Origin of the sequence: Haloferax namakaokahaiae (genome assembly GCF_042663225.1) — an archaeon.
GTDB classification, from domain to species: Archaea; Halobacteriota; Halobacteria; order Halobacteriales; family Haloferacaceae; genus Haloferax; species Haloferax namakaokahaiae.
Window position 1 is genome coordinate 802,859 of the sequence record NZ_JBHTAA010000005.1, and the last position, 12,385, is coordinate 815,243.

Annotated in this window: 12 protein-coding genes; 11 read left to right on the forward strand and 1 reads right to left on the reverse strand. The window is 64.8% G+C overall.

Translation table 11 applies throughout. From position 1 onward, the window contains the following. Nucleotides 1-80 precede the first annotated feature (80 nt). The 11 genes from ACFQJC_RS11685 (at nt 81) to ACFQJC_RS11735 (ending at nt 11,273) form a co-directional block, all read left to right on the forward strand. Entirely contained in the window at nt 81-767 is a 687-nt protein-coding gene (locus tag ACFQJC_RS11685; RefSeq protein ID WP_390223661.1) for a YqjF family protein, read from the forward strand. A 47-nt stretch (nt 768-814) separates the two neighbouring features. Next, the gene (locus ACFQJC_RS11690; protein WP_390223663.1) at nt 815-1,261 is read left to right on the forward strand and encodes a transporter; all 447 of its coding nucleotides are present in this window, start codon (nt 815-817) and stop codon (nt 1,259-1,261) included. A gap of 95 nt (nt 1,262-1,356) precedes the next feature. Further along, nucleotides 1,357-1,485, forward strand: a complete 129-nt coding sequence (locus ACFQJC_RS11695) for a hypothetical protein (RefSeq protein ID WP_390223665.1) — start codon at nt 1,357-1,359, stop codon at nt 1,483-1,485. Further along, entirely contained in the window at nt 1,482-2,477 is a 996-nt protein-coding gene (locus ACFQJC_RS11700; protein WP_390223667.1) for a metallophosphoesterase family protein, read from the forward strand. Before ACFQJC_RS11695 ends, ACFQJC_RS11700 begins: the two co-directional genes overlap by 4 nt. Beyond that, nucleotides 2,468-3,220 carry a DUF7260 family protein gene (locus tag ACFQJC_RS11705; protein WP_390223669.1) on the forward strand — a complete coding sequence of 251 codons (753 nt, stop codon included), beginning with the start codon at nt 2,468-2,470 and terminating at the stop codon, nt 3,218-3,220. The genes ACFQJC_RS11700 and ACFQJC_RS11705 overlap by 10 nt, the downstream gene beginning before the upstream one ends. Before the next feature lie 84 nt (nt 3,221-3,304). Next, nucleotides 3,305-3,778 (forward strand): PH domain-containing protein, encoded by a 474-nt coding sequence (locus tag ACFQJC_RS11710; protein ID WP_390223671.1) that lies wholly within the window; start codon nt 3,305-3,307, stop codon nt 3,776-3,778. Then, nucleotides 3,775-5,607, forward strand: coding sequence for a PH domain-containing protein (locus ACFQJC_RS11715; protein ID WP_390223673.1), 1,833 nt, complete (start codon nt 3,775-3,777; stop codon nt 5,605-5,607). The genes ACFQJC_RS11710 and ACFQJC_RS11715 overlap by 4 nt, the downstream gene beginning before the upstream one ends. Before the next feature lie 50 nt (nt 5,608-5,657). After that, the gene (locus ACFQJC_RS11720) at nt 5,658-6,137 is read left to right on the forward strand and encodes an Lrp/AsnC family transcriptional regulator (protein ID WP_390223675.1); all 480 of its coding nucleotides are present in this window, start codon (nt 5,658-5,660) and stop codon (nt 6,135-6,137) included. A gap of 367 nt (nt 6,138-6,504) precedes the next feature. Beyond that, on the forward strand, nt 6,505-7,986 hold the full coding sequence (locus ACFQJC_RS11725; protein ID WP_390223677.1) for a proton-conducting transporter transmembrane domain-containing protein: 1,482 nt from the start codon (nt 6,505-6,507) through the stop codon (nt 7,984-7,986). Then, nucleotides 7,983-10,424, forward strand: a complete 2,442-nt coding sequence (locus tag ACFQJC_RS11730) for a DUF2309 domain-containing protein (RefSeq protein ID WP_390223679.1) — start codon at nt 7,983-7,985, stop codon at nt 10,422-10,424. The genes ACFQJC_RS11725 and ACFQJC_RS11730 overlap by 4 nt, the downstream gene beginning before the upstream one ends. Nucleotides 10,425-10,577: 153 nt before the next feature. Further along, nucleotides 10,578-11,273, forward strand: coding sequence for a carbonic anhydrase (locus tag ACFQJC_RS11735; RefSeq protein ID WP_390223681.1), 696 nt, complete (start codon nt 10,578-10,580; stop codon nt 11,271-11,273). An 11-nt stretch (nt 11,274-11,284) separates the two neighbouring features. Here the strand turns inward: ACFQJC_RS11735 and ACFQJC_RS11740 are convergent, their stop codons facing one another. Further along, entirely contained in the window at nt 11,285-12,373 is a 1,089-nt protein-coding gene (locus ACFQJC_RS11740; RefSeq protein ID WP_390223683.1) for a hemolysin family protein, read from the reverse strand. Nucleotides 12,374-12,385: the final 12 nt, after the last annotated feature.

Below are 12,385 nucleotides of genomic sequence, written 5' to 3' on the forward strand. Positions count from 1 at the left end.
CGGCCGGCAGATAGGTGGGCGTTACGGCACCCTGCGTGCCCTGCCGAAACCCACTCGGTTCGGTAGTTCGTAGCCACCGTATGGACGCGCTCTCGATGCGGTGGCGGGACACGGTGTTCGCCCACTGGCCCGTCGAACCGTCGGTCGTCGAATCCCGACTCCCGGCGGACCTCACGGTCGCCACGTACGACGGACAGGCGTGGCTCAGCGTCGTCACCTTCCAGATGGGTGGCGTCAGGCCCCGAGGCCTGCCGGCCAGCCTCTCGTTTCCCGAAGCGAACCTGCGAACCTACGTCGAACCCGCGGCGGGTGGCGAACGGGGGGTCTACTTCTTCACGCTCGATGCGGCCGACATGCTCGCGGTCGCACTCGCACGGGTGACGACTCGGCTTCCGTATCATCGCGCGACGATGTCGCTGCGAGCACACGACGGGTCGGTGACCGTCCAGAGCTATCGCCCCGGCATCGACGGAAATCCCGCCTCACACATCGACGTGACCTGCCGGCCAGACGGCGATCCCCGAACGGCGGAACCCGGCTCGCTCGACGAATTTCTCGCCGAGAACTACCGATTCTACACCGACGAGTGGCCCATCCTCGTCGGAAAGATTGCCCACGAACCGTGGCCCCTCGAAACGGCGACGCTCGAAGTACGGGCGAACACGCTGTTCGAAGCCTGCGGGTTCGAGCACCCCGCCGGCAAGCCGCTCGTCCACTACGCGAAGGAAGTGGGCGTGACAGCCGAACTGCCGTGGCCGCTCCGGTAACGACCGGGAAGTGAAACGTTCAAGCATCGAGGAACGAAGCACTCGGTATGGCACTTATCGATACCGTAATGGCGACAGTGCACCTGCTCGTCGGCGGCCTGTGGACCGGAAGCGTCCTCTTTTTTGCCGTCGCGGTCCTGCCGACCGCCCGCGCAGGCAACATCCGCGCCGCTGCGTTCGAAGCGATCATCTCCCGACTGACGATGGGGTCTCGAATCGCCGCGCTCTTGATGTTCGTCACCGGCGGCCACCTCGCGGGGACGCGCTACACCGTCGGGTCGCTCACTGGTTCCGGCCGCGGTCACCTCGTGCTCACGATGCTCGCGCTGTGGTTCGTCCTGACGGCGCTCGTCGAAATCGCCAACGGTCGGGCGAAAGACGGACTCGAACAGAAGAAGGTCCGAACACCCGCCGAAAAGGCCGCACCGTTCTACCTCGGTGCCGCCGTCGTCGCCGTCTTTCTCCTCATCGACGCCGGCTTGCTGCTCAATTGAACTCCGTAGCACTACGTAGAGTATCTATACATACCATCTAGAATATATATTTTGTACGATATGTTTATCTTCTCCCTCCGAGTCGGTAGTCCTGTATGCAACGGGACGATGAGGTCGCCGTCGCCGAGACATCACTTCGCATCGAACTGTGCCGAGACTCCGGGCAGATTCGCGTCCACCGGACGACCGAACTCGGGACCTACAGCCGGACAATCGAACGATGATGTCCCACCCCGCGTCCGAACCGGGTCCGGTCGTGGCGCGTGTCGCGCGTCCGGTATCGCGGACGCCCACGCGTCTCGCGCTCGTCTCCGACCCGCACGTGACGCCAACGGGAACGGGGACGTGGAAGGTGTACCACCGAACCGAAGACCGACTGCAAACGGCGCTCGTAACCATCGAGACGCTCGACGTGGACGCGACGGTCTTTCTCGGCGACCTGACGCGCGACGGCCGACCGGCAGAGTACGACGCCCTCGATTCACTCCTCGACTCGTTCGCCGGGCCGTGGTTCTCCGTTCCCGGCAACCACGACGTTCCCAAGCAGTGGGAGGACGACGACTCGCCCACGCCAACCGAGTTCGCAGACCGCTACGCACCGGGGTCGCTCCCGTTTCACACGCGCGTAAACGACATCGACCTCATCGGTCTCGACTCGGCAAGCGGCGGTGACGACCTGTCGCTCCTGGACACTCACGAGGGGGTGATTCCCGACCACCACCTCCATTGGCTCGACGACCACCTCGCTGACGCGACGAACCCGCTCGTCGCCCTCCACCACAACCTCTTCCACCCGCGACAACACACCGGCCAGTTCCCCGATGGCGACTTCTACCAACTTCGGAACGCCGACGAACTCGTCGAACTCCTCGCCCGGCACAACGTTCCGCTCGTCTTCTCAGGACACATCCACTGGCCGGCGACCACCGTCCGCGACGGCGTCCGGGAGTTCATCGCGCCCGCGACGTGTTCGTTCCCACAGGCGTTCCTCGTCGCGGATATCACTCGCAACGGGACCGAGATTCGACTGGTGCCGCTGGCAGACGAACGCGGCACCGCAGAGGCCTACACGCGCGCCAAGAGCGGGAGCGCGCACGGCCAAGGTATCGCCGCACACGCAGACCGCGGCGTCCTCTCGTCGTTCCCGCTGGTGAGCGAGTGGACGCCGAGTCCGCACGTCGGCACCGACGTTCCGGGGGCGATTCGATGGCGTTGACCTTCGAACGCCTCGAAACCGCCCACCGCGCCCTTCGAACCGAACGCCGTCGCTGTGTCGATGAGCGCGAAGCGTTCCGCTCGTTTCACGCCGACCTGGCGAATCAACAGGTCGCTGCACCGCAGACCACGCCGCCGCTCGTGAACGCGCGACAGCAGACGACGTCGTCACTCCAGCGCGTTCGGCGCTCTTACGAGCGGACCGTCATGTCGGTCCCGCACTACGAATCCGAGTACGGCGACACGTTCGAGACGAGCCTCCGAGAAGAGTTCGGCCCCGACGTCGCGTCGGTGTTCTGTTCGTCGCAGTCGCTCTCGAAACCGCTTCACCAGCGAATGGTCTCTGCGGCGACCGCCTCGTACGTCGAGCGCGTGGAGTTCATCGAAATCGTCGATGCCGAGTCGTCGTCGCTCGAAAACGTCCGCGAGGAGGCGGCCGAAATCCACGCTCGACTGCGCGAACTGGACGAGGTGCCGCTCCCCGACCGCGGGTTCGAAGCGCTGTGCGCGCTGTACGAGTCGGTCGGCGACTTACAGGAGCGACTCGACCGACTCGTCTCGCGGCGGCAGACGACCATCATGGCGCACCGTCGTGCACTCTCGCCGCTCCACGCCGACGTGACGCTGTTCTTCTACGACGACCTCGACGTTCGCTACCCGGCGCTCTCGACACTCGCCGACCTCGGCGAGGTCATCGACACCGCGCGCAAACGTATCGAACGCCACATCGCGGCCACGCCGTGAGTCGGTTTGGACGGGTCGTCGGCCACAGATTTTTAGCGATTCACTGAGAGGTGACCATATGATTCTGCGAACGGAGGACGTGCGATGACTCGATTGCACCCTCGAATCCGGCTTCTGTGGCTTCTCCGCGCGGGGATTCTCGCGCTCGTCGTCGGCGGTGGTGTCGCGCTTGCGACCAGGTTCGCGCCGGTTCCGCTTCCGGTGAGTTCGGTGGTCGCGGCCGTCGGTCTCGGCGGTCTCGTCCTCGTCGTCGGCGTCGCCAGTGCGTTGCTCCGGTACCGCGCGTGGCAGTACGAGATTCGAGACGATTCGCTGTACCTCGAACGCGGGGTGCTCACCAAAGTCCGGACGGTGGTACCGTTCGTCCGGATTCAGCACGTCGATACCAGACGAAGCCCCACCGAACGCATCATCGGTCTCGCATCGACCATCGTCTACACGGCGGGTTCCCGCGGCGCTGACGTGTCTGTCCCCGGACTCGCACTCGAAAGCGCCGACGACCTTCAAGACCAACTCAAGCGCCTCGCAATCCGCGCCGAGGGCGACGACGCGGTATGACCCAACTGTCGCTCCTCTCGGTGCCGTATCGGGCCGCCCAGCGGAGCATCAGTATCGTCTTCGCGCTCGCGTTTTTCGCCTTCTCCGGAGGAGCGGCGCTCGGCGGTCTCCTCGGCGCGCTCGGCGGCATCGCCTTGGCGGGCGTCGTCATCCTCGTCATCGTCGGCTTCGAGTTCGCGCGCTACCAGCGATTCGAGTACGAACTCACGCCCGACACGTTCGACATTCGCTCGGGTGTGTTCTCGCGCCGAAACCGCGAGATTCCCTACCGGCGCATCCAGAACGTCGATATCTCGCGCAACATCGCGCAGCGACTGTTCGATATCGCCGCCGTGGACCTCGAAACCGCCGGGGGCGACGACACCGAAGGGAGTCTGCACTTCGTCAGTTACGACGAGGCACTCCGCATCCAGCGCGAAGTCGCCCGACTGAAGCGCGGTGAGGCCGCAGGCGAGACGAGAGAACCCGAACGCGAGGTGCTCTTCGAGTTGGCACCGCGCGAACTCGCCATCGTCGGCGCGCTGTCGTTCGACCCTCGTCTGCTCGGTGTGGTGGCCGTCTTCGGGTCGAGTATCTTCCCGGTGCTCGCGTCGCTCTCCGACGTTCCGATTCCGCTCACGGGACTCGCCGCCTTACTCGTCGGCATCGGCGGGTTGGTCCTCCTCGTGGCGTTCATCGCGTGGGCGACCGGGTTCGTCACGGCCGTGTTCAACTACTACGGCTTCCGACTCACTCGCGTCGGCGACGAACTCCAGTACGAACGCGGCCTGCTCCAGCGGTACAACGGGTCGATTCCGCTCGACAAACTCCAGACGCTCACCATCGAGGACAACCCGTTGAAACGCTACTTCGGCTATGCGACGCTCTACGTCGAGACGGCGGGGTACACCCCCGGTGGCGACAGTTCCGGGTCGAGTCGCTCCGGACGCGGGTCCGAAGCGGCGATTCCACTCTCGCGGCGCGAACGCGTCCTCCAGCTCGTCTCCGACCTCGAAGGCGTCGAACCGCCCGAGTTCGAACGACCCCCCACGCGAATCCGCCGCCGGTATGCGGTCCGCAACTCACTCGTTGTGGTAGCGCTCACGGCCGGTCTCTACGGTCTCGACTGGTTCCTCCCGCAGGCGATTCCGTGGTACGCGCCGCTCGTCCTGCTCCCCGGTGCGATTCTAGCGGGCGTCTACCAGTGGCGGCACCGCGGCCACGGACTCACCGAGGACCACTTCGTGACGCGAAACGGCTTCTGGAAACGGACGATGCGATTCGTCCCGTACTACCGAATCCAGACGATTATCGAGCGGCGCTCGCCCTTCCAACGTCGCTGGCGCGTTTCGACGGTCACCGCCGACACCGCGGGGACGCTCTCGTTGGTCGGCGGCGACGCCGCGGCAGTCGATATCGACGCCGACGTTGCGACCACGCTCCAGGAGACGCTCAACGGACGACTCGGCGAGGCGCTCGTCGCTCGCCGCGAACAGCGCCGACGCGCTCGACAGGCGGCACTCGGCGTCTCGACAGCCACCGACCACGAAGAGGCGACGGCGACCGAGGCAGACGATGCGGACGACGAACCCGCAGATCCGTTCGTCTACGCAGGTCCCGTCTCCCGGTCGAACGGGCAGGATGGCGTCGAAGAATCGCAGAACGACGACAGGGACGTTTCGGACGATGACGACGAGGCAGAGATGGACGAAGACGGCGATGCCAACGGGTCGGACGAAGCCGACCGAACAGTGGAAGACGACGGAGACGACGCTGACCACGACCGAGACGCCGCCAACGACCGAGGCGACGCTGAGCACGACGGCGACACCGGTTCGAACGGGCGCTGAGCCACCTCCCAGAACAAAATATCTTTCTCAGAGCGCTGATACGTACCAATATGGCAACCGACGACATCGACGACGTGGACCGCTCGGTTCTCTACGCGCTCCAGGAGGACGCGCGAAATCTGTCGTCGAGCGAAATCGCAGAACGGTCCGGCACGTCGGACAGCACCGTCCGAAAGCGAATCAAACGACTCGAAGAGCGCGAGATTATCAAGGGCTACCACGCGGCAATCGACTACCAGAAGTCGGGCTATCCGCTCCAGATGCTCCTGTTCTGTACCGCACCGATTCCAGAGCGAGGGAGTAAGATAGAGGACGTGTTGGCCATCGACGGCGTCGTCTCCGTTCAGGAGTTGGTCACCGGCGAGAAGAACCTCCTCGTCACCGTCGTTGGGGAGAACGACGACGACATCACCCCGGTCGCACAGGAACTCCTCGACCTCGGATTGACCGTCGCCGACGAAGTGCTCGTCCGGACGCACAAGACGACTCCGTTCGGTGGGTTCACCCGCAGCAACGGCGACGACGACTGACGAACCCTCTTCTGCGACGACGACCGTTCGCCCCGTTCACATTCTGTTCTCGATTCGGCAGTTCGATCGTCGAACTGTTCGCTCGCCGGTGTGGTCACCACCAACTCAGTATCGCCAGCGTTAGCTGGTAGTTCACGCACGCGAGGCGCGCAATGATGGTAGTAACCGCGTTGTCAGGCGGTCGCTCGGGACATCTAGGTATTTGTCATCATTTACCATTGCGTTCTCCTTGGAGAGAATTGCGAACAAAATGTTCCGATGGGTGGATTTATTACTCAATACGTTCGTGTCTATGTCGAGATAAGGACAATCTGTGTTCACCACCATCGTCCCGGGGTGACCACAGGATAACCACATTCCACAACCGATGACAGAGAAGACGAGACAACCACGAATCGGACCGCTCCCGAGACCAACGCTCTCGACGTCACGGCTGCCTGCGGCCCTCACGCGAGTCGTGTGGGCGCTGTGGTTCGTGAGCGTCGCGGTGACCGCGGTTCGACTGACGAACACCGAGACGTGGTCGCTGTGGGGTCTCTTCGCCGTCGATGGCCTAACCGTCGTGATGTGGGTCGTCGTGACCTTCTTCAGCGGAATCGTTCACAGTTACTCGCGGCGCTACATGGCCGGCGACAGCGCGTTCGAGAAATTCTTCGTCCGCGTGTTCGCGTTCACGCTCGTCGTGATGGCGCTGGTCGCCGCCGACGCCTTCGTCGTGTTTGCGATACTCTGGTTGACGATGGGACTGGTGATGAGTAGCCTCATCGGACACGTCGAGTCGTGGCCGCAAGCCCGCCGCGCCGCCGCGACTTCCCGTCGGTACTTCGGTGCGAGCAGTGGATTGCTCGCCGTCGCCTTCGGACTGCTGTGGTGGGAGACGGGCGCGACGACCGTCTCCGCGGTCACCGCCTCGGCAGTCACGCCCTCGGCCATCGTACTCGCCACCGCGGCGGTACTCCTGTTGGCCGCGATGGTGCAGTCGGCGCTCCTCCCGTTCCACACGTGGCTCCTCTCGTCGATGACCGCGCCCACGCCCGCGTCGGCACTCATGCACGCCGGATTCGTCAACGCCGGCGGCATCCTCTTGCTCCGGTTCGCACCGGTCGTCACAGCAGATGACGGATTCATGCTCGTCATCGTCGTCGCGGGCGCGACGAGCGCCCTCCTCGGAAAGCTTCTGAAGACCGTCCAGACCGACGTGAAGGGCAAACTCGGCTGTTCGACGGTCGGCCAGATGGGCTTCATGTTCGTGCAGGCCGGACTGGGCTTCTTCGGCGCGGCTATCACGCACCTCATCCTCCACGGCTTCTACAAGGCCTACCAGTTCCTCTCGGCCGGGAGTTCCGTCGAGCGCACGAGTCCACACGCGAAGGACAAAGAGACGAACTCGCTTGGCCTCGCCGGAGTCGCCGTGACGGTGCTGACCGCCCTCGCTGGTGGCGTCATCTTCGCCACGCTCACCGGCGAAGGGACGGCGTTCGACAGCGGTGTGCTCCTCGCGGGACTCGTCGTCTTGACGACGATGCACGCCTCCCGTGAGGTCGTCCAGCACTCGTCGCTTCCGGCGGCGCTTCGGTACGGAGGCGTCGCGTTGGTCTTCCTCCCGGCAATCGCCATCTACGGGTGGGTGTACACGCTCATCGAGCACGCGCTCGTCGGCGTCCCGCTCGTGACGGTACCGGCCGAACTGACGGTCGTCCACCTCGTCGTCGCCGTGGGGTTCGTCGCGGCCTACCTCGCTATCGAGAGCGGGGTCTACCAGCGGAGTCAACGCCTCTACGTGGCGCTCGTGAACGCGACGACGCCCGCCCGCGGAACGGTTCTGACCACCAGAGAGGAGTACAAATGAACGCTAACGACACGATACCCGACCGCATCGAACAGGCTGCAACCACCGTCGGCCGCGTCTGGCCGCTCCACTCGTTCGTGACCGCGAACCCACTCAGCGGGTTCGAAGACCGGCCCTTCCACGAGGCCGTCGAACAGGCCGAGTCGCTGTTCGGTGGCCGAGGGTATCCGAGCGCCGAGCTGTTCCGCGCCGCCTTCGAAGCGGGGCAAATCGACCCCGAGACGCTTCGGAGCGAGTTAGCGGCACACGGCTACGACGAGGACCCGGAGACGCTCTTGGCGAAGATGGAGTCCGAGTTCGAAGCGACGTCGCCCGGGACCGACGAGACGACTCCGCAGGACGAAGTGGACGAGTTCCTGACGAAGTGGCTCGCCGCCTTCCTCGACGAGGGCCACGCCTCGTGGTCGATGCCGAACCGCGAACAGGGGTTCTACGCCGCGTTTCGGTCCGTCGCCCGCCACGACGGGTCGCTCCCGAATCGGACGGCTCTGGCCGCCTACCCGGACGACCCGACCGAGGCAATCGAATCGGTGCTCGCCGACGTTCCGGAGTCGAAGTGGACGCCGCTCTTCGAGTACCACCTCAGCAGACTCCCCGGGTGGACGGGACTCATCAAACAGCGCGCGGCCACCGAACGCGACTGGGAGACGGCGTCACCGATTACGCTCACGGAGTATCTGGCCGCTCGGTTGGTCCTCACGGCACACCTCGGCGAATCACTCGAACCGCCGAGTGAGTGGACCGCGGCATCGACTCGGGACTCTCGCTCGAACGACGGCGTTCCACTCGCCGAGTGCTGGTTGCGCGCGTGGGAAGCGACGTACCGCGAGCAACTCGTCGAGACGGTGAGCGAGACGACTCGGTCGGCCCCGACGCTCGGAGACGGCGGGCGCCCGGACGCCCAACTGGTCTTCTGTATCGACACTCGCTCGGAGATTATCCGTCGGCACATCGAAGCGACGGGCGCGTACGAGACCTACGGTTACGCCGGGTTCTTCGGTATCCCGATGCGCTACCAGGGCTACGACGCAGACGTCGCGGTAGACGCTTGCCCGCCGATTCTCGACGCCGAGCACTTCGTCGCCGACCAACCGGTCGCCGAGCACGGCCACGACCACGACCAGTACGACACGTGGGCTGAGACGACGAGTGCCGCCAAGAAGGCACTCAAGTCGCTCACGTCGAACGCCGCGACCGTGTTCAGTTTCGTCGAGACCACCGGGAGCGCGTACGGTGCCGCGCTCACCGCGCGGACGCTCCTTCCGTCGCGCGTCTACGACCTGCTCGACGCCGCCGACGAACGCGTTCCGTCGCACGCCGACTTCTGTGAACCGGGACTCGACTACGACCCACACGGCGAGAGTGCGCTCCCGCACGGGCTGTCCACCGCTGAGAAAGTCGAGTACGCCGAGACGGCGTTCGACCTGATGGGCTGGGACGAGTTCGCCCGCGTCGTCGCCTTCGTCGGCCACGCCAGTCAGACCTCGAACAACCCGTTCGAGTCGAGTCTCGACTGCGGTGCCTGCGCCGGCAACCCCGGCGGCCCGAGCGCGCGCGTCCTCGCCACCATCTGCAACGACGAGGAAGTCAAGTCCGCGCTCCGTGACCGCGGGTTCGACATCCCGGCCGACACCGTCTTCGTCGCCGGCGAGCACAACACGACGACCGACGAGGTGACGCTCTTCACCGCCGACGTGCCGGCGAGCCACGAGCGCGACGTCGAGCAACTCCGCGCCGACCTCGAAACCGCCAAGGAAGGGGCCACCGCCGAGCGCACCGATTCGATGGGCGCGTCGTCGCCGGGCGCTCGTGACGCAGAACGCCGCGCCGCCGACTGGGCAGAGACGCGCCCCGAGTGGGGACTCGCCGGGAACGCCGGCTTCGTCGTCGGCCCGCGCTCGCTCACGCAGGACGTGAACCTCGACGGCCGCTCGTTCCTCCACTCGTACGATTGGGAAAAAGACGATTCGGGCGAGGCGCTCGCCGCCATCGTCGGCGGGCCGCTCGTCGTCACGCAGTGGATAAACAGCCAGTACTACTTCTCGACCGTTGACAACGCGGTGTACGGCAGTGGGTCGAAAGTCACCCAGAACCCCGTCGGGAACGTCGGCGTCTACCAAGGAAACGGCGGCGACCTGATGACCGGGCTTCCGCTCCAGTCGCTCATGGCGTCCGACGACGTGCCGTACCACCAACCCCTTCGCCTCTCGACGGTGATTCATGCCCCCGTCGAGCGCGTGACCGACAGCCTCGAAGCCAACGCCGACGCGGCTCGATTGCTCGACAACGGCTGGCTCTCGTTGACCGTGGTTGACCCGACGCGCGACGGTGCGGCCTTCCACTACGACGGCGACCTCTCGTGGACGACTCACGAGGAAGGTGCTCGCGTCGAGGTGGACGCGAAGCCCGAAGCGGCACCAATCGCTGCCGACGACTGACCGCGACGACTAAGCACTAACCACTGACGACTGCCCGACGACGACTAATCCGACTGCCGACTCGTTCCCTTTTTAACGGCCAATCGGGCAGTCGATGGGAGAACCCCGAGTCCGTCCTTGGTATTTACTAACACAGAACGAGTGTTCTAGTCAATGACGAATTCGATACTGGCGTCGCTCTTAGCCGGCAACGAGCGCCACGTCGAACGACTCGAAGCGGACCACTTCAAAGGTCATCGGGGCGAACAGCACCCACGTATCGTCTCTATCGGGTGTTCAGACTCTCGCGTGGCGGTCGAAGCCGTCTGGAACATCGACAAAGCCAGCGAACTGTTCAAGTCTGTCAACGTCGGCAACCAGGCGTGGACCCACGTCGAGGGCGAACTCGTCGTCAACGACGCCGTCGGCTACGCCGTCTCGTCGCTCGGCGTCTCGGATATCGTCGTCCTCGGCCACACCGGATGCGGGGCGGTGGCTGCCGCATTCGACGCGGTGAACGGTGAAGGCCCCGAGGAGGCTCCGCCCGCCGTCGAAGCGGCGATTTCGCGTCTCGTCCCGCTGGTCGAAGAGGCCCGCGAGTTGGATATCTACGACGCACAGACGCCGAGAGACGTCGCCATCAATCGGCTCGTGGAGTACGCCGTCGTCCGGCAGGTGGTGTTCCTCGACGAGAGTCCGGAAGTTCCGATAGAGACCAACTGCTGGGGGTTCGTCTACGACTTCCAGCGAGCCTACGGCGACGACGACGGCGTGGCCTACCTCGTCGCCGCGAACGGAGACTCGAACACCGAGCGACTCACCGAACTGGTGCCCGAGCGGTTCGCATCTCGTGTGAAATCGATTCGGTAGCGACGCCGGATCTACGCGGGGTTCGTACTCCCGCGGGTCGAACGCGTCGGCCGGTCCAGTGGGTCTTCGAATTCGCCCACGACCGTTTCGAGCGCGTCGGTGACCGTGAGCAGGCCGACGACGTCGCCGTCCGACATCACGAGTGCGAGTTCCTGTCGCTCTGCTTGGAACTGGTCGATAGCGTCGCTGACAGGGGTGTCGGCGGAGACGGTCATCGGCGGCGCGGCAATCGTCTCGAAGTCCACCGTTCCGGCTTTCAACTCGTCCATTTGGTCCACGACGCTCGGAACGTAGACGGTTCCCACGAACTCGTCGGCATCCGCGCCGACGAGCGGGTAGCGAGTGTGCGGCGTCTCGGAGACACGCGTGAGATTCTCTTCGACAGAGCACGCCGTCGAGAGCGAGACGATGTCGTCCGCGCCGACCATCACCTCGCGCACGTCGGTCGTTCCCACTTCCAGTGCGTTCAACACTTCGTCGTGGCGCTCGCCGGAGACCTCGCCCTGTTCGAGGAGCGAACTCAGTCGGTTCCGGAGTTGCGCCCGCGACTCGATGGCGTCTTCTTCGGCTTCGAGCCACGCCCCGCTCATCTCGATGCCGAACAGGCGAAGGGTCCACTTCGCCACCCAGTCGCCGAGTTTGATGAGCGGCGAGATGATGACGTAGAACCAGTAGAGCGGCGTGGCACCGTACCGGCACACCATCTGCGAGCGCTCGACGCCGAGGTACGTCGGCGTCTGTTCACCGTGGGTCAGGTGGATGAGGTTGATGATGAGATAGGCGATAAAGGCGCCGACGCCGATTGTGGCGAGCGTCGTTCCCGCGAACAGTGGCTCGAACAGCACGGCGAGCGCGGGTTCGGCGACGATACCGACCGCGATGCTCGACGCCGTAATTCCGACCTGACAGGTCGTCAGGTACAGTTCGAGGTCCTGTGTCATCTCCCACGCGCGTTCGAGCCTCGAATCACCATCGACGAACTCGTCTTTGGTGAACTGCCGCGCGCGAGTCAGCCCAAACTCGATGGCGACGAAGAAGCCGTTGGCGAGGATGAGCAACACACCAGCGACGAGTCGAAGACCGATTTCAATCGGGGTCATTGGGCGTTGGTG